General features: G+C 64.1%; 19 protein-coding genes. 10 read left to right on the forward strand and 9 right to left on the reverse strand.

The genetic code is table 11. The features are described from left to right. Positions 1-268: 268 nt before the first annotated feature. Positions 269-682: a DUF3592 domain-containing protein gene (locus BLR77_RS06730; protein ID WP_074676152.1), complete on the forward strand. Its 414-nt coding sequence runs from the start codon at positions 269-271 to the stop codon at positions 680-682. A gap of 23 nt (positions 683-705) precedes the next feature. Beyond that, entirely contained in the window at positions 706-1,296 is a 591-nt protein-coding gene (locus BLR77_RS06735) for a hypothetical protein (protein ID WP_074676154.1), read from the forward strand. Between the two features lie 4 nt (positions 1,297-1,300). Here BLR77_RS06735 and BLR77_RS06740 read toward each other — a convergent pair whose 3' ends face one another. The 6 genes from BLR77_RS06740 to BLR77_RS06765 all read right to left on the reverse strand — a co-directional run bounded on the left by BLR77_RS06740 (position 1,301) and on the right by BLR77_RS06765 (position 6,426). Further along, positions 1,301-1,567 (reverse strand): DksA/TraR family C4-type zinc finger protein, encoded by a 267-nt coding sequence (locus BLR77_RS06740; RefSeq protein WP_074676156.1) that lies wholly within the window; start codon positions 1,565-1,567, stop codon positions 1,301-1,303. Between the two features lie 212 nt (positions 1,568-1,779). Further along, entirely contained in the window at positions 1,780-2,643 is an 864-nt protein-coding gene (locus tag BLR77_RS06745) for an isocitrate lyase/PEP mutase family protein (RefSeq protein WP_139202914.1), read from the reverse strand. A gap of 137 nt (positions 2,644-2,780) precedes the next feature. Beyond that, positions 2,781-3,782, reverse strand: coding sequence for a type II secretion system F family protein (locus BLR77_RS06750; protein WP_074676160.1), 1,002 nt, complete (start codon positions 3,780-3,782; stop codon positions 2,781-2,783). A 53-nt stretch (positions 3,783-3,835) separates the two neighbouring features. Next, on the reverse strand, positions 3,836-4,594 hold the full coding sequence (locus BLR77_RS06755) for a substrate-binding periplasmic protein (protein ID WP_169716321.1): 759 nt from the start codon (positions 4,592-4,594) through the stop codon (positions 3,836-3,838). 55 nt (positions 4,595-4,649) lie between these two features. Continuing rightward, positions 4,650-5,423, reverse strand: a complete 774-nt coding sequence (locus BLR77_RS06760; protein ID WP_074676162.1) for a substrate-binding periplasmic protein — start codon at positions 5,421-5,423, stop codon at positions 4,650-4,652. A 79-nt stretch (positions 5,424-5,502) separates the two neighbouring features. Continuing rightward, positions 5,503-6,426: a substrate-binding domain-containing protein gene (locus BLR77_RS06765; protein WP_074676164.1), complete on the reverse strand. Its 924-nt coding sequence runs from the start codon at positions 6,424-6,426 to the stop codon at positions 5,503-5,505. A gap of 166 nt (positions 6,427-6,592) precedes the next feature. On the opposite strand from BLR77_RS06765, the gene BLR77_RS06770 reads away from it, so the two are divergent. The 8 genes from BLR77_RS06770 (at position 6,593) to BLR77_RS06805 (ending at position 12,319) form a co-directional block, all read left to right on the forward strand. Beyond that, positions 6,593-7,321, forward strand: a complete 729-nt coding sequence (locus tag BLR77_RS06770) for a VC0807 family protein (protein WP_074676165.1) — start codon at positions 6,593-6,595, stop codon at positions 7,319-7,321. Between the two features lie 34 nt (positions 7,322-7,355). Beyond that, a complete protein-coding gene (locus tag BLR77_RS06775) occupies positions 7,356-7,793 on the forward strand; it encodes a YqaA family protein (RefSeq protein WP_074676166.1) in 438 nt (145 codons plus the stop codon). Positions 7,794-7,984: 191 nt separating this feature from the next. After that, a complete protein-coding gene (locus tag BLR77_RS06780) occupies positions 7,985-8,959 on the forward strand; it encodes a lysylphosphatidylglycerol synthase transmembrane domain-containing protein (protein WP_074676168.1) in 975 nt (324 codons plus the stop codon). Positions 8,960-9,097: 138 nt separating this feature from the next. Further along, a complete protein-coding gene (locus BLR77_RS06785) occupies positions 9,098-10,363 on the forward strand; it encodes an Hsp70 family protein (protein WP_074676170.1) in 1,266 nt (421 codons plus the stop codon). A 102-nt stretch (positions 10,364-10,465) separates the two neighbouring features. Then, positions 10,466-10,822 carry a DUF6152 family protein gene (locus BLR77_RS06790; protein ID WP_074676794.1) on the forward strand — a complete coding sequence of 119 codons (357 nt, stop codon included), beginning with the start codon at positions 10,466-10,468 and terminating at the stop codon, positions 10,820-10,822. Further along, positions 10,823-11,305 (forward strand): hypothetical protein, encoded by a 483-nt coding sequence (locus BLR77_RS06795; protein ID WP_074676172.1) that lies wholly within the window; start codon positions 10,823-10,825, stop codon positions 11,303-11,305. A gap of 55 nt (positions 11,306-11,360) precedes the next feature. After that, positions 11,361-11,894 carry a hypothetical protein gene (locus tag BLR77_RS06800; protein WP_074676174.1) on the forward strand — a complete coding sequence of 178 codons (534 nt, stop codon included), beginning with the start codon at positions 11,361-11,363 and terminating at the stop codon, positions 11,892-11,894. Continuing rightward, a complete protein-coding gene (locus BLR77_RS06805; RefSeq protein WP_202907439.1) occupies positions 11,891-12,319 on the forward strand; it encodes a bleomycin resistance protein in 429 nt (142 codons plus the stop codon). The genes BLR77_RS06800 and BLR77_RS06805 overlap by 4 nt, the downstream gene beginning before the upstream one ends. A 78-nt stretch (positions 12,320-12,397) precedes the next feature. Here BLR77_RS06805 and BLR77_RS06810 read toward each other — a convergent pair whose 3' ends face one another. The 3 genes from BLR77_RS06810 to BLR77_RS06820 form a co-directional block, all read right to left on the reverse strand. After that, positions 12,398-13,567, reverse strand: coding sequence for an iron-containing alcohol dehydrogenase (locus BLR77_RS06810; protein ID WP_074676176.1), 1,170 nt, complete (start codon positions 13,565-13,567; stop codon positions 12,398-12,400). 10 nt (positions 13,568-13,577) lie between these two features. Beyond that, complete coding sequence (locus BLR77_RS06815) at positions 13,578-14,966, reverse strand: aldehyde dehydrogenase family protein (protein ID WP_074676177.1); 1,389 nt, start codon at positions 14,964-14,966, stop codon at positions 13,578-13,580. 95 nt (positions 14,967-15,061) lie between these two features. Next, entirely contained in the window at positions 15,062-16,435 is a 1,374-nt protein-coding gene (locus BLR77_RS06820; RefSeq protein WP_074676178.1) for a glutamine synthetase family protein, read from the reverse strand. Between the last annotated feature and the right edge of the window lie 34 nt (positions 16,436-16,469).

The following is a 16,469-nucleotide window of genomic DNA, read 5'->3' on the forward strand; positions in this document are numbered from 1 at the left end:
TAGTAGCACTAGACCATCAGGACTCGTATAGGTGCCGTACCGCTTGCTCAACGCAACTGGCTGTCCTTGTGAACCCCACCACGCGATGCATCGCCACGAACCCTTATGATCACGCTTGGTCGCATGCCGAAATGCAGACCGGCATCAGCGAATGCCTTCTGTTTCAAGCTGTGTTGCAGTGGCAGGGAATCTCGAAGACGAATACCTGTCCTAACGTCCGGCCCAGAATTCTCTGGCAATTTTCATGGAAGATCAGGAATACCACAGGATGCCCACTACTCCATCTCGCCTGCTCAAAGGCGGTCTCTTCGCCGTGGCAGGCCTCGTACTGCTCACAGCAACTGTCGTGCAAACCTCTTCTCGCGTGGATTTCCTGAAATCCGCCCTTCAGGCCGAAGGTAATGTCGCCTCTCTCAATGCAGGCGGCTCCCACCCGGAGATAGCTTTCACCGATGACAGCGGTGCCCGTATTTCCTACCCCCAGGGCGGTTGGATTTACGGCTATCAGGTTGGCATGCCGGTAAAGGTCTACTACCGGGCCGAGGCACCGGCCACCTCTGCTGTGATCGATGACTTCGGCGCACTTTGGGGAACCTCGGTCTTTCTCGGGCTGCTGGGCTCCGTCTTCATGGTCAGCGGGCTGCTGACCCTCTTCAGACGCGCGCCTCAGCAAAGCGTCTGAGCAAACTTCACAAGGAAGCGAATATGTCGATGATGACCATCCCCCTGCCCGTCAACCCCAGCCGCTGGGACTACGTCACGGCCAGTGGCGGCGGCCTGACCGTGGCCTTTGTTGCCGGTAGCGGCGGTTCGATAACCCTGCGTTCGCCATCCGGCGAGAACGTCAAACTGCACTACAGCGGCATCGGTGCCGGTATTGGCATGGGGGCCAAACTGCCGCGCTTCGGCAAAGTGGATATCAAGATCAAGGGCAAGAGCGTCGGTGGAGTCGGAGCAGCGGAAGCCTTCCCCAGCGACGGCGCGGTGTTCGTCGCCGACGACCTCACGGCTGACGACCTCACCCGCGACGATATCGTCGGCCCCTGCATGTACGTGGAAGCGGGCGGGGGTGTTGCGCTAGGTGTATCCGCAACAGCCATGCTGTTCGGTCTGGACCCGAAGCTACTGGCGGCAGCGATGCTGGCGAATACAACTCCAGCAGCCAACCTCACCATCTCGCCAATACTGACCCGCAAGCTGATGCAGTCCGCGAGTGGAGCCCTGGTGATGGCAGGAGCCAATCTTGGTATCCAGGCGGGGATCGGCGGCGCAGTCTATATCGGCGCGCTGTTCTGAGAGTTCAACGCAACTGGCTGTCCTTGCTGCCCCGCCGGTTGTAGCCGGTGAAGGCGGCGTTCTCCCGGTCGTGCTCGGCCTGACAGTTGACGCACAGGCGCACGCCGGGAATCGCCTGACGACGGGCCTCGGGAATGACAGCATCGCATTCCTCGCAATGACGCAGGCTCTCGCCCTTCGGCAGTTGGCTGCGAGCACGCGCGACAGCGTCTTCGATACTGCTGTCGATCTGCTCCTGTACCGCGTCGTCACTTGCCCAACCGCCTGCCATGCTCTGTCTCCTCGCGCTCTGCGGACAGATATGCGCCCGGGGAATGCGAAGTGCAAGTGCTGTTCTTGCTAGGAGCCTGTTCACGATATTGCGAGCTAGAAGCCTACAAGGCAAAAACAGGCGAGGACACGGAGTTTACGAGCTGTAAATGAGCAGTCCGAGCCTGTTTTTAACGCCGTAGGGTCGACGCGCAGCAGATCGTGAACAGGCTCTTACTCGCGGACTTCCATGAACTCCTTGGCCCAGAGGATGTAATCCTCGGGCATGGTGTACTTGTGGGTCAGCTCGGTGGCGTTGAGGTCGCACGGCTGCGCACCGCGCTGTTCACGCAGGCAATCGTAGGTGGCCTTGATCGCGGCGAAGTAGGCGGCGTGGCCGTTGACCACGATGCGCACGCCCAGGCGCGCCAGGCGCTGGTTGTCGCGCAGCTCCGGGTTGCCATAGGTGACCAGCATCAGTGGCACCTTGAGGCCTGCGGCGATCTGTTCCAGGTGGGCGAAATCCTTGATCCCGACCAGGCAGATGCCATCGGCACCGGCAGCCTCATAGGCGCGAGTGCGGCGGATCACTTCGTCCACCTCCAGTACGCCGGCATGGGTACGGGCGATGATCGAGAGCTGCGGATCGACACGCGCCTCCAGCGCAGCTAGGATCTTGCCGACGCCTTCCTCGATGGGAATCAGGTCGGTGGACTTGCGACCGAACTGGGCCGGCAGCAGGGTGTCCTCGATGGTCAGCGCGGCGACGCCGGCGCGTTCCAGCTCGACCACGGTACGCATCACATTGAGCGCATTGCCGTAGCCGTGGTCGGCATCGGCGATCACCGGCAAGCGCGAGACGCGGCCGATGCGCGCGGCCTGCTCGACGAATTCGCTCAGGGTGATCAGGGCGAAGTCCGGCGCGCCGAGTACCTGCAGAGAGGCGACAGAGCCGCCGAGGATGCCGACCTCGAAGTCGAGATCGGCGGCGATACGGGCGGACATGGGATCGAAGACCGAAGCCGTGTGATAGCAGCGGTCGGAAGCCAGCAGGGCACGAAAAGCGCTGCGTAGCTCATGGTGGGATGCACGTTGCAAGATGGGCATGGGGCGTATTCCAAAGTCGGTTGAATCGCTTTTTTCTCTTTTTAGTAATGGCGTAGACGTGACGAATGCTAGCGCAAGGCACTTGCTGCCAGCTTTCAGACGGACCGCCGTGGTCGATAACCAGCAAATTATCGGCCAGCCAGCTCCGCGGGCAGGGCCGGAAAGAATCCACCGCCAGTCAGCAGGCCGTATGCCATCCAGGCGGCGACGGCCAGATAGAACAGGCGCGGCGCCCAGCTCGCCAGCATCTGCTGGCTTGCAGCCAGCTGCTGCGCCTGCAGGCGGGCGAAACGCAGCAGTGCCTCGCCCGGTCGGCCGGTCGCCTCACCGGTATTGAGCACGCCGATCAGCATGGCTTTGCCGGGAAAGCTCAGCCCATCGAAGGCACGCACCAGCGACTGCCCAGCAGCGACTCGCGGCGCCAGGTTGGCGAAATCCCGCCGCAGCCCTGCGCTACTCACCGCATTACAGGCACGCGGCAAGGCATCGAGCACCGGCATTCCAGCTTCCAGCAACAGCCCGAGGCTGTCGCAGAAGTTACGCATATCCGCCCGACGCTGCAGGCTGCCCAGTACCGGCAGGGCCAGGAGCAGATCATCGAGCGGGCCCGGCTGATCGCTTCGTCGCTGCTGCCAACGGCGCCACAACGCTCGTGCGCCAAGCAACAGTGCCGACAGCCACAAAACCGGCAGCAGTACGGCCGCCAGGTAGCCCGCACCGCTCAGGCTGCCAGCGACCAATGCAGGCAAGGGCTTGACCGCCAGCGCCAGTAACAACACACCAGCCGGCAGCAGAAGACGTGACCTCAGCTCTGCCGCGTGACGCGCCTGTTCGTCGTAGCGCTGCGCCAGTTGCTCGTGGATATGCGCCAGCGCGCCGGCCTCCTGCGCGGCACGCACCAGGCCACTTTCCAGTGGCGTGAACACGCCACTCAACTGGCCGGAACTCGCCAGGTCGCGCCCGCCGCCGACCATCTGCCGCAACCGCTTCACGGCGGCTTCATGGCGCGCACCGAGATCCAGACTCGCCAGCGCTTGATCGATGGGCACGCCCGCCCGCTCCATGGCACCAAGGTGAGCGAACAGGCCGGCGCGACTGCGCAGATCAAGAGTGAGATTACGACGCGACATGATCGGACTCGGTGGATTTCAGCGCTCAGGTTAACCAGTCGCCACGCGAGACGCTACGGAGCGATGGGCGGCATCGGTGCATGCGGCAGCCAGCGCCTGAGGATAGCCGCGAGGCTGCCGTCGTCATGCATCTGCTGTAACGCGCGCTGCCAGCGCACCACTCGCACCACCGAAGTCTGCGGGGAGAAGGCGATGTAATAGGCCGAACGCATGAACGGCACATGCGCGGTGACGTCCTGCGGTTTGAGGTCGACAGCAGCCAGCTCGCCAGCCAGGGTCAGGTCCTCGGTGGCGATCAGATTGACCCGGCCATGCTTGAGCATGGTCATCATCTGCTTCGAACTGGGCACGCCATAGAGGTTGGTAAAGCCCTTTGAGCCGAGGGTTTCGAAGGTGTACCACTGCTTGGGCAGCGCCAGTGGCCCGCTAGCCGCGGCCTGCTCCAACGTGTCGATGACGAGCTCACGGGACTTGAGCGAGTAGAAACTGGTGGTGCCGACCACGATGGGCCCGACCCACTGGAACCTGTTTTCGCGCTCGGCTGTGCGCACGGTGGAAAACAGCGCGACATCTTCCTCCTGTTGGGCCAGATGCAACGCCCGCGTCCAGGGCATCAATTCGATCTGCCCGCTGTCGCCGGTACGCGCCAGCAACGCCCTGACCACCTCGACGGAGAAACCGCTGGGCTCGCCCTCGCGCATGAAGCTCATCGGCGGCGCATCCTCGGTGAGCAGACGCAGCTGTGCCGCCGCCGGCGCGCACAGCGCCGCCAGCAAGACACATAACCATCGATACACACGCTTACCCATCATCACCCCGCCCCTCCGGCTTGCAGCCTAGCAAGCCGTGGAGCGCCATGCAGCCACTTCACTCGAGGCGCAGCAAATCGATCAACGTCCGCTCATCGGCCGTCGGAAACCAGTGCCGATAGATCCGTTCCAGGCTGCCGTCATGACGCATCTGCTGCAGCGCCTGCCGCCAGCGCGCGACACGACCGGCATCGGTCTGCAAGGAAAAGGCGATATAGGAGTCATTGGCCATCAGGTCGAACTGTGCCTGCAGCTGCTCCGCATTCATGCCCTGCTCGGCGAGCATGCCGTCGAGGGTCAGGGTGTTGGCCAGCAGCAGCTTGACCCGACCATGACGAAACATGCGCAGCATGTCCTGAGGCGTCGGCACGCCATACAGGTTCTCCAGTTTCTGCTCGCGCAGCAGTTCGTAGCTGTACCACTGCTTGGGTACGGCGAGGGTGCCGAGTTGGCGCACGTCGTCCAGGCTGGTAACCCGCAGCCCTGCATCCTTGTGCGTGTAGAAACGCGTATAACCTCGCGCGATCGGTCCGACCCACTGAAACTCGGCTTCGCGCTGCGCCGTGCGCACGGTGGAGAACAATGCCGTGTCGGCCTGATGACGAACCTGGTGATAGCCACGCGTCCAGGGCACCAGTTCGATACTTGCCGGCTCGCCGGTGCGGCGGATCAACTCCTCGACCACCGCCACAGCCATGCCACTCGGCTTGCCATTCTCGAGATAGCTGAAGGGTCGATAGTCTTCGGTATACAGCCGCAAATCGGCAGCCGCCACGTGAACGCAGAAGCTGCAGAACAACAACAGAACTGCGACCGGGTACTTCAGGTTCATTACGTAACACCGTCAAGGGCGCGCCCTACAGCGAATTCAGGGCGGCCAGGAGCAGGATCATAAACCCGCACTTCGCCCATCACCAAGGCTGTTGCGGCGCTGTCATTTCAGCCAACTCCCTGGCGGTCAGTACCCGAGGTTCGAGCAACAGTTGCAGGCGCGAAATGGCGCGCTCGCCACTCAGGGCCCGATGCACCAGGCGCACCGCATGATCGCCCATGGCCTGCGGCTGCTGAAGCAACAGGGCGTGAATCTGTCCTTCGCGCACGGCATCGAACAGCAGCTCGCCACCGTCGAAGCCGACGAAGTCCAGCGTACCGGCCTTGCCCAGTTGGCGCAGCGCCGCGAGGGTCGCCCGGCTGCTGGTGCCATTGGGGCTGAACAGACCGTCGAGCTTGGGCAACTGCTCGCTCAGGGCGTCGACGATGCGCTGGCGGTCATCACCCAGGTAGGTGTCGAAGACCACCTGCAGCCCCGACACCTGAGCCGCCAGCAAAAAACCGCGCTCACGCTCCTCGGTCGATTGCAGCCCAGGTCGCAGGCGCAATACGCCCACTCTGCCACCCCGGCCGAGACGCTCGGCCAATTGTTGCCCGGCCAGCTGACCTGCGAGGAAGTTGTCGGTCGCCACCAGTGCGTAGGCGCCATCCCCCGCAACGCCGCGGTCGACATAGACGGTGGGAATACCTTCGGCGCGCAAGGCCGAGATCCGGGTATCGATGGCATCGCCAGCCGGGGCGATGATCAACGCCTTGCACCCCTGTGCAAGTACGCGATCTATCAATTGCAACTGCACCTCGACGCTGCCTTCCTGGGCCGGGCCGCGCGTGTAGAGCTCCAATTGCAGATCGTCAGCGGTGCGTCTCGCGCCGGCCTCCAGCTCGCTCCAGTAGGCCGACGTGCCAGCCGGCACCAGCCCGATGCAGTCACGCGCCCAGGCAGGCATCGCCGACAGGCCCCAGACGCTCAGCAGCAGGCAAATGAAAAGGGTGGTTCTTGGCATGTTCAACTCCCGGACCCTGCCATCACTTTAGCATCGCCATGCCGTGCTGCGACGCCTGTCGGCAAGCTGTCGACTCATACTTTTTCACATTCAAAACCGACAGTCGGGCTAGCCCTGGCGCGCCGGGCAGGCGATCATCGGGCTTCCTACGCAGACTCCAGCTACCATGACCGCCACTACTGACAGCCGTACCCCGACGCACAAGCCCCGCCCGCTGATCGATCTGGCCATCAGCATCCTGATTCCCTCGTTCATTCTGATGAAGCTCAGTGGCGAGCACCGTCTCGGCGCCGATGGCGCGTTGATCCTGGCCCTGGCGTTCCCGCTGGGCTGGGGCGCTTTCGAGCTGATCAAATACCGCAAATTCAACTTCATCGCCCTGCTCGGCCTGATCAGTGTCGCGCTGACCGGCGGTATCGGCCTGCTCAAGCTCGACACCCAGTGGCTGGCAGTCAAGGAAGCGCTGATCCCCGGCCTGATCGGCATCGCCGTACTGGTTTCGACGCGCACCCGCTACCCGCTTATCCGCACCCTGCTGTTCAACAAGACGGTGCTCAACATCGACAAGATCCACGACCGTCTCGAGCAAGGCGGCCATGTCGAGCACTTCGAGACGCGCCTGATGCGCGCGACCTACTGGCTCAGCGGCACCTTCTTCTTCTCCTCGTTCATGAACTACGTGCTGGCCAAATGGATCGTGGTCAGCCCGGCCGGCACCGAGGCGTTCAATGACGAACTGGGGCGCATGACCCTGCTCAGCTACCCGATGATCGCCATTCCCTCGATGATCATGCTGATGGCCATCTTCTACTACCTGTGGAAGACCATTCACGGCCTGACCGGCCTGAGCCTGGAAGACATCATGGCCAACAGCGGCCAGGAATCGCAGTCCTGAACCCCGCCGGCCCGCTGGCCGGCGTGCTCCTACCATGCTGAGTTTGTCCGCCTATCCGGCACTGTTTCTCTCTGCCTTCGGCGCGGCGACGCTGCTGCCGCTGCAGTCCGAAGCGGTGCTGGTCGCCCTCCTGCTGGCCGGCCAGCATCCGCTCTGGGCCTTGCTGCTGGTGGCTACCCTGGGCAATGTGTTGGGTTCCTGGGTCAACTGGCTGTTGGGCCGCTCCATCGAACACTATCGCGAGCGGCGCTGGTTCCCGGTCAGCCCGGCTCGGTTACAGCAGGCACAAGGCTGGTATGCGCGTTATGGGCGCTGGTCGCTGCTGCTGAGCTGGATGCCGGTGATCGGCGATCCACTGACCCTGGTGGCCGGTGTGATGCGTGAGCGCCTGTGGATATTCATTGCCATCGTCACCCTGGCCAAAGCCGGCCGTTACGCCGTGCTGGCCGCCATCACCCTGGCCTGGGTCTGAATCAGACGGCGACGGATACGTGCTTGCCTGTTGAGCGAAAGCAGTGCCTCCGTGATACTGCGCAGCGCGCCGCGAAGAGCATCATCAGCCTGCGGCCGTCGCGAGCCGACCTACAAGGTCGTGAACATTAGCCTCGACAGGCTCCCTGGCCGGCAAGATCGCCTACCGGGCCTGTAGAGCGAGGAGTTGCAGTGTCCGTTGTCGAAGCCAAACCCAAGCTGAAACGCAGCGACCTGATCTGGACGCTGATCGGTCTCATCGCCGTAGTGGCGTCCTGTTTCCTGCTTTACCGCGAACTACGCAACATCTCCCTCGACGAGATCGCCGACAGCCTGCGCGCGATCAGCCATCTGAACTGGCTGCTGGCAGCCGGCGCCACCCTCGGCGCTTACTGGGCCCTGGCCTGGTATGACCGAATCGCCGTCGCCCATCTCGGCAAGCAGATCCCCTGGCGTTTCATCACCCTGTGTTCCTTCACCACCTATGCCCTGGCCCACAACATCGGCGCCTCGGTGTTCTCCGGTGCAGTGGTGCGCTATCGCGCCTACCGCAGCAAGGGCCTGACGCCGCAGGAAATCGGCATCCTCATCGTCTTCTGTTCCTTCACCTTCGCCCTCGGCACGCTGCTGGCCAGCGGTTGCGTGCTGATCGCCCAGCCCGATCTGATCCACCGGGTCGTCGATGTCACGCCACTGGTATCGGTGGTCATCGGCAGCGTGCTGCTGAGCCTGGTCGGCCTCTACGTGCTGGGCTCCTGGCGCCAGTTCAAGCCCTGGACATTGGGCAAGCTGCACGTCGAATATCCGCGCCTGCCCATCGTCGGTCGCCAACTGCTGGCTGGCCCGCTGGAATTGCTCTGTGCCGCGGCGATCATCTATTTCGCATTGCCGGCCGACAATCATCCCGGCTATCTGGTGGTGCTGGGCGTGTTCCTCGCCTCTTTCTCTTTGGCGCTGCTGTCCCATGCGCCAGGCGGCCTCGGCGTGCTGGAAGTGACCTTCCTCGCCGCTCTGCCGGAGATTCCCGCCGCCGATGTGCTGGCCGCGTTGATCGTGTTCCGCGTGTTCTACCTGCTGCTGCCGTTCGCCCTGTCGCTGCTGGTGGTACTGGGTTTCGAATGGAGCCAGTGGAAGAGCAAACAGCACAATGCCAACCTGCCGTCCTGACGACTCGCCGTCGCTGCGCCACTGACATAGAATGCGCGGCCATTTTTGTGGCCTGCCATCCCTGGCGGCCACCCTTCGGGCCGTCGCTGCGCGACGTCAAAAATTTCTCCCGTCAATTTTTTCCGGCCCTGCGTTTTCATGTCCTTTTCTACGCCCGCCCGCGCCTGCGGCATCGACTTCGGTACCTCCAACTCCACCGTCGGCTGGCTACGCCCCGGCCAGGACAGCCTGCTGCCTCTGGAAGACGGCAAGATCACCCTGCCCTCGGTGATCTTCTTCAACACCGAGGAGCGCCGCCCGGTCTATGGCCGCCTGGCCCTGCACGAGTATCTGGAAGGCTATGAGGGGCGCCTGATGCGCTCGCTGAAAAGCCTGCTGGGCTCCAAGCTGCTGAAAAGCGAAACCACCGTGCTCGGCAGCGCCCTGCCGTTCAAGGACCTGCTCGGCTTCTTCATCGGTGAGCTGAAGAAGCGCGCCGAAGCCCAGGCCGAACGCGCCTTCGAGGAAGTGGTGCTGGGCCGCCCGGTGTTCTTCGTCGATGACGACCCGACTGCCGACCAGGAAGCGCAGAACACCCTGGTGGCCGTGGCGCACAAACTCGGCTTCAAGGACGTGTCGTTCCAGTACGAGCCCATCGCCGCGGCCTTCGACTACGAGTCGAACCTGGACCGCGAGGAGCTGGTGCTGATCGTCGACATCGGCGGCGGTACTTCGGACTTCTCCCTGGTGCGTCTGGCACCCGAGCGCCACCACCTGGCGGAGCGTCAGAGCGATATCCTCGCCACCGGCGGTGTGCATATCGGCGGGACCGACTTCGACAAGCAGCTGTCGCTGGCCGGCGTGATGCCGCTGTTCGGCTATGGCAGCCGGATGAAGAGCGACGCCTTCATGCCCACCAGCTATCACCTCAACCTGGCCACCTGGCACACCATCAATGCCGTATACGCGCAGAAGACCCAGCTGGCGCTGCAGAACATGCGCTATGACATCGTCGACGCCACCGGCATCGACCGTCTGTTCGGCCTGATCGAACAGCGCGCCGGGCACTGGCTGGCGATGCAGGTGGAAGAGAGCAAGATCGCCCTCAGCGAGCAGGACGAGCGCCCCATCGATCTGTCACGTGTCGAACCGGGCCTGGTCGCCGAGCTGACCCGTCCGCTGTTCGAGAGCGCCATCGAGCCGCTGCTCGAACGCATCCGCGCCAGCCTCACCGGGCTGCTCGCCGATGCCGGCGTCAGCGCCGATCAGGTCGATACGCTGTTCTTCACCGGTGGTTCCAGCGGCGTGCCGGCGCTGCGCCAGAGCGTGGCAGCCATGTTGCCCAAGGCGCGCAGTGTGGAAGGCAACACCTTTGGCAGCATCGGCAGTGGCCTGGCCATCGAGGCGAAGAAACGCTACGGCTGAGGCAGTTGCCCTCATTCTGTTTCCAAATGTGCCCATGCGCCGCACCGTCGGTCACAGGGTCTAGGTTTACCCGGTGTTCAATCAGTCCACCGGGTGATCGCCATGCTGAAGAAACTGCTGCTCCTCACCACCGCACTTGGCCTGCTGCTGGCTGCCGCCATTGCCCAGGCTCATCACGGCTGGAGTTCCTACGACGCCGATCAGCTCCTGACCCTGGAAGTGCCGCTGCAAAGCGTCAACTACCGCAACCCGCACGCCGATGTGAGCATCGAGCACGACGGGCGCACCTGGCAGGTGATCCTCGCACCGATCAGCCGCCTGCAGTCACGCGGCCTGCCCGAAGCTGACCTGACGCAGGGCAAGACCGTGACCATAGTCGGCTACCCGCGCAAGGACGGCACCGCAGAGATCCGCGCCGAGCGCATCATCGTCGACGGTCGCACCATCGAACTGCGCTAGATGGACAGCCTGATCGCCTGGGCCGCCTGGCTTGAAGCCACGGCCCTGGGTGAGCAGATGCGCAGCTCGGCACTGCTCTACCCTGCGTTGAACCTGCTGCACCTGCTGGGCCTGGTGCTGCTGCTTGGCCCCATGCTGCTGCTCGATGCACGCCTGCTCGGCGCCGGCCGCGCTTTCTCCCTGCCTGCCGTATCGCAGGTGCTGACGCCACTGGCAGTGGTCGGCCTCGTATTGCTGCTGGGCAGCGGCTTCTGCCTGTTCGCCGCCGACGCCGGACCGCTGACAATTGATCGTCTGCTGCAGCTCAAGCTGCTGCTGATCGTCCTGGGCGTCGCCAATGCTCTGCTGTTTCGTCGCCTGTGGAATTCCCGACTGGCCAATTGGGACCAGGCCGTACCTGCGCTCGGCCGGGTGCAGGCAGCGCTGTCGCTGCTGATCTGGCTACTGGTGATGAGCCTCGGCCGCCTGCTGGCTTACTTCTAGCGCGGCACACTTTGCCTTATCCTGCGCGCCTTTGCCCCAGAACAGGAATGCCCCGATGAAAACCCAGCTGGAAGAACTGATCGCCAAGATAAGCTCCGGCTGCCTGCCCGAGGACGAGATCGCCCGTATCGCCGACGAGGCCACGCAAGCCTATGCCGACCCGGCCGCCTTCCTCGCCGCCAATCCGGACGTCAACTACGACGACGAATTCCCCATTCCCCTGGGCGAATGGGTGGTAGTCGGCAGCCTGCCGGACACCGTGCTGTTCCAGGCCGACAGCTATGAAGAACTGTTCCAGCGCATCACCGAATCCTTCGGCCCGCAGGTGCAGTTCGTGCTCAAGCCCAAGCAACTGGCCAAGACCGAGCCGCTCAAGGCGCTCAATCGCATCCAGGTGCAGCTCTCGGCGCTATCAGCGGAAACCGGCGGCTACGTGCTGGTGGACTTCAGCGAGCCGCTGGATGACGAGCTGCAGGCGGTGCTGGTGTACGCCAGCGACCTGCCGCGGGTGATGGAACTGGCAGTGGAAGTGGGCATCTATGCCGCGCCGGCGCTGGAGGCCTTGCAGGCGGCGCAGGAGCAGGCGTGAGCCGCACGCGCCTGCCGGCTCTGACGCCAGAACTGCAGGTCAGTGATCTGCAGGCCAGCCTGACGTTCTACCAACAGGTGCTGGGTTTCAGCCTGCTGTACCAACGCCCCGAGGATGGCTTTGCAGCCATCGCTCTGGGTGAAGCTGCGTTGATGCTGGAACAGATCGACCAACATGCACGGCCAGACGATCCCTGGACAGTCATGCCGCTAGATCGCCCGCTGGGGCGCGGCATCAATCTGCAGATCGACGTGGCCGATCTGCAGCCGCTGTATCAGGCGTTGCTCGCCAATGACGTGCCGCTGCGCCTGCCACCGGAGACGGTGGACTACCGCACTGGCGACAGCTGGGTCAGGGTACGCCAGCTGATGATCCAGGACCCGGATGGTTACCTGCTACGTTTCAGCCAGGTTCTTGACCACTGACGCACTCCACGGCTCAGCCCCGTAGCCCGGATGAAATCCGGGGCAAGCAGCGCAAGCACCCCCCGGATTGCATCCGGGCTACAAGGTCCCGCGCAGTGCCTTCTCGAACAACACGCTGTACTGCTCGGCGCTAAAGGCGATGGGGTTGGTGCCGGCCGATGGATCGACTTCAGCCATACGCCCGACCTGCTCGATACGCGCATCGTCGATGCCGATATCGCCCAGGCTATGGGCGATGCCCACTTCGCCACGCAGCGCCAGCACCCACTCCAGCACCGCGTCGAAACCGCCGCCAGGCAAGGCCAGGTAGCGCGCCATTTTTTCCATTTGCGGCGCGATCACCGCGCGGTTGGCCACCAGCACGTAGGGCATCAGCACCGCGTTGAGCAGGCCGTGGTGGGCGTCGTACAGCGCCCCCAGCGGATGCGCCAGCGCATGCATCGCGCCGAGGCCGCGCTGGAAGGCGGTGGCGCCCATGCTCGACGCCACCAGCATCTGCAGGCGTGCCTCGACATCCGTGCCCTGCGCCACAGCACGCGGCAGGTACTGCTGCACCAGGCGCATGCCTTCCAGGGCGATGCCTTCGGCCATGGGATGAAACAGCGGCGAGCAGAAGGCTTCCAGGCTGTGCGACAGCGCGTCCATACCGGTGGCGGCGGTGATCTTCGCCGGCAGGCCGACCGTCAGCTCGGGGTCGAGAATCACCAGCGCCGGCAGCATGCGCGCGTGGAAGATGATGCGTTTGATATGCGCAGCATCATCGGTGATCACCGACGCACGGCCGACTTCCGAGCCGGTACCGGCGGTGGTCGGCACGGCCACCACCGGCGCCATACCGGCGACATTGACCCGACTGGCGTTGTCGCCAACGTCCTCGAAATCCCACAGCGGCCGGTCCTGGCCGACCATCAGGGCGATGGCCTTGCCGGCATCCAGCGCCGAGCCGCCGCCGAAGGCGATCACGCCGTCATGCCCGCCAGCCTTGAACGCGGCCACGCCATCCATCACGTTGGCACCGGTGGGGTTGCCCTTGATCGCCGAGAACAGCCCGGCCTTCAGTCCGGCGTCGCGGCACTGGCGCAGCGCCGCGTCGATCATCGGCAGTGCGGCCAGGCCGGGGTCGGTACACAGCAGCGGCGCGCGCATGCCAAGCTGGCGACAGGCCTCGGCCAGCTCGCTGATGCGGCCAACGCCGACGCGCATCGAGGTCGGGTAGTTCCAGTTCATGCGGTACTGATTCAGGTCCATGGCGCGCGCCTCACAACTGAGTCTTGAAGTGAAAGGATTTCGGCCGGGTCAGTTGCTCGTAGCCGACCCGCGACAAGGTGCAGCCGCGCCCGGAGTGCTTCACCCCAGTCCAGGCCAGGCCGGGGTCGAGGTAGTCGCAGCGGTTGAGAAACACCGTGCCGGCCTCCACCTGGTCAGCCAGGGCCATGGCGGCATGCACGTCGCGGCTGAAGATCGCCGCGGTCAGGCCGAACTCGCTGTCGTTCATCAGCGCCAGCGCTTCCTCGTCGCTGGCGACCTTCTGAATGCCCACCACCGGGCCGAAGGATTCCTCGGTCATCACGCGCATTTCATGGTTGACGTTGGTCAGCACCTGCGGCGCCAGGTAGGGCGTACCGGGTGCATCCAATGGAAACTCGGCGGGGTCGATATGCGCCTTGGCGCCCTGCTCGACCGCTTCGGCGATCTGCGCGCGGACGAAGTCGGCGGCGTCACTGCGGACCAGCGGGCCAAGGGTGGTCTGCGGGTCGTCCGAACGCCCCAGCTTGTACTGGCGCACCAACGCCACGGCGCGCTCGACGAACTCATCGAACAGCGACTCGTGCACGTAGATGCGCTCGATACCGCAGCAGGACTGCCCGGAATTGAAGAAGGCGCCGTCGATGGCGGTTTCCACCGCGTGCTGCAGATCGGCATCGGCCCTGACATAGGCCGGGTCCTTGCCACCCAGTTCCAGCCCGACACTGATGAAGCGTCCTGCAGCAGCGCGCTCGACCATGGCCCCGCCGGGGACCGAACCGGTGAAGGCAACGTGGTCGATGCTCGGTGAGCGAATCAATGCCTCGGTCTCGCCATGGCTCAGATGCAGGTACTGGAACACGCCTTCGGGCAAGCCGGCTTCGGCGAAGGCTTCGACCATGCGTTCCGCGCAAAGCGGCGTCTGCGCCGAGTGTTTGAGCAGCACCACGTTGCCCGCCAGCAACGCCGGCATCACCGCATTGACGGCTGTCAGATAGGGGTAGTTCCAGGGCGCGATGATCAAGGCCAGACCCAGCGGTTCGCGACGAATGAAACGGGTGAAACCGGCCTTGTCCGGCAGGCGGATATCGGCCAGCGAACCCTCGGCGATATCCGCCATATGGCTGGCACGTTCGACGAAGCCACGAATCTCGCCAGCGGCATAACGGATCGGCCGCCCCATCATCCAGCACAGTTCCTCGGCCAATTGCGCCTCACGCGCGGCGAAGGCTTCGATGGCGCGCCGGCCGATGGCGATACGCTCGCGCAGCGGCGTCTGCTTCCAGGCCTGCTGCGCCAATTCAGCCTTGGCCAGCGCAACCAGAACCTCGGGATTGGACGCCAGGTGACGCTCGACGTAGACCGAGCCGTCGATGGGGGAAATGCATTGCAGCTTGCTCATAAGGTGCTCCATAAACCTTGCACGCGCAGCCCGGATGCAATCCGGGACACTCGACGAAACCGCCCCGGATTGCATCCGGGCTACGGACGGTGGGATCAGATGATTTCGAAGTAGCGGTCCAGCTCCCAGTCGCTGACATGGCGGCGGTACTCGCGCTCTTCCCATTCGCGGCTGGCGGCGAAGTGCTCGACGAAGGCATCGCCGAACAGCTCGCGGGCCGCCTGCGAACCTTTCAGGCGCTGCGCGGCGTCCCACAGGGTGCGCGGCAGCGCCAGCTCCTCGGGATGCTTGACCGCGTAGGCATTACCGCTGACCGGCTCGGTCGGCTCCCACTCCTGCATGACGCCGTAAAGGCCAGAGCCGATGGCCACCGACAGCGCCAGGAAGGGGTTGCCGTCGGCAGCGCCGAGGCGATACTCCTGGCGCTGCGACTTGTCGCCACCGGGAATCACCCGCAGCGCCGCAGTGCGGTTCTCCACGCCCCAGGTGGCGTCGGTGGGCGCCCAGAAACCGGGAATCAGCCGTCGGTAGCTGTTCAAGGTCGGCGCCACCATGCACAAAAATTCCGGCATCAGCCGCTGCTGCCCAGCGAGAAAATGGCGCTGCAGCTTGCTCATGTTGTGCGCCTGCGTCGGGTCGTAGAAGGCCGACTTGTCACTGCTGCGATCACGCAGCGAGACGTGAATGTGCCCGCTCTGTCCGGGGTACTTGCCCGACCACTTGGCCATGAAGGTGGCCATCAGGCCGTTGCGCTGCGCCAGCACCTTCATGAAGGTCTTGAACAGCGCACCCTTGTCCGCCGCCGCCTCGGCGCGGTCGACGGCAATCGCCGCCTCGAGCACGCCCGGCCCGGTCTCGGTGTGCAGGCCCTCGATGGGAAAATCCATGGTCTCACCCATCTCGAGGATCTGGTGGTACAACTCGGCATGCACCGAGTTGCGGATCATCGAGTAGCCGAACCAGTCCGGGGTGAACGGCTTGAGGTCGCGAAAGCCCTTGGCCCGCGCCGAGTCCGGGGTTTCATCGAACATGAAGAACTCGTACTCCAGCGCCGCATAGGGTTCGAAGCCCATGTCCTGGCAACGCTGGATCACCCGGCGCAGGGTGCCGCGCGGGCACACCGCCTCGGCCTGCTGGTCGAACTCGGCGAGAAACAGCAGCATGCCGTTCTCGAAGGGAATCTCGCGGCAGGTGTGCGGCAGAATGCGCACCGGCGCGTCCGGGTAGCCACTGTGCCAGCCGGTGTACTGGGCGTTGTCGTAGAGCTGGTCCTTGACGTCCCAGCCGAGCACCACATCGCAGAAGGCGAAACCGTGCTCCAGGGCAGAGAAGAACTTGCTGCGACTCATGTACTTGCCGCGCATCACCCCATCGTTGTCGAACAGACCGACCTTGACGTGGCTCAGGCCACGCTCCTCGACGATGCGCCGGGCCTCGCCGACGGTCTTTACATCCCGTGGTTTGAACATGCTACCCCCTGTGTCTTGTTGTTATCGCGGGCGG

The organism is Ectopseudomonas alcaliphila, from assembly GCF_900101755.1.
GTDB lineage: Bacteria > Pseudomonadota > Gammaproteobacteria > Pseudomonadales > Pseudomonadaceae > Aquipseudomonas > Aquipseudomonas alcaliphila.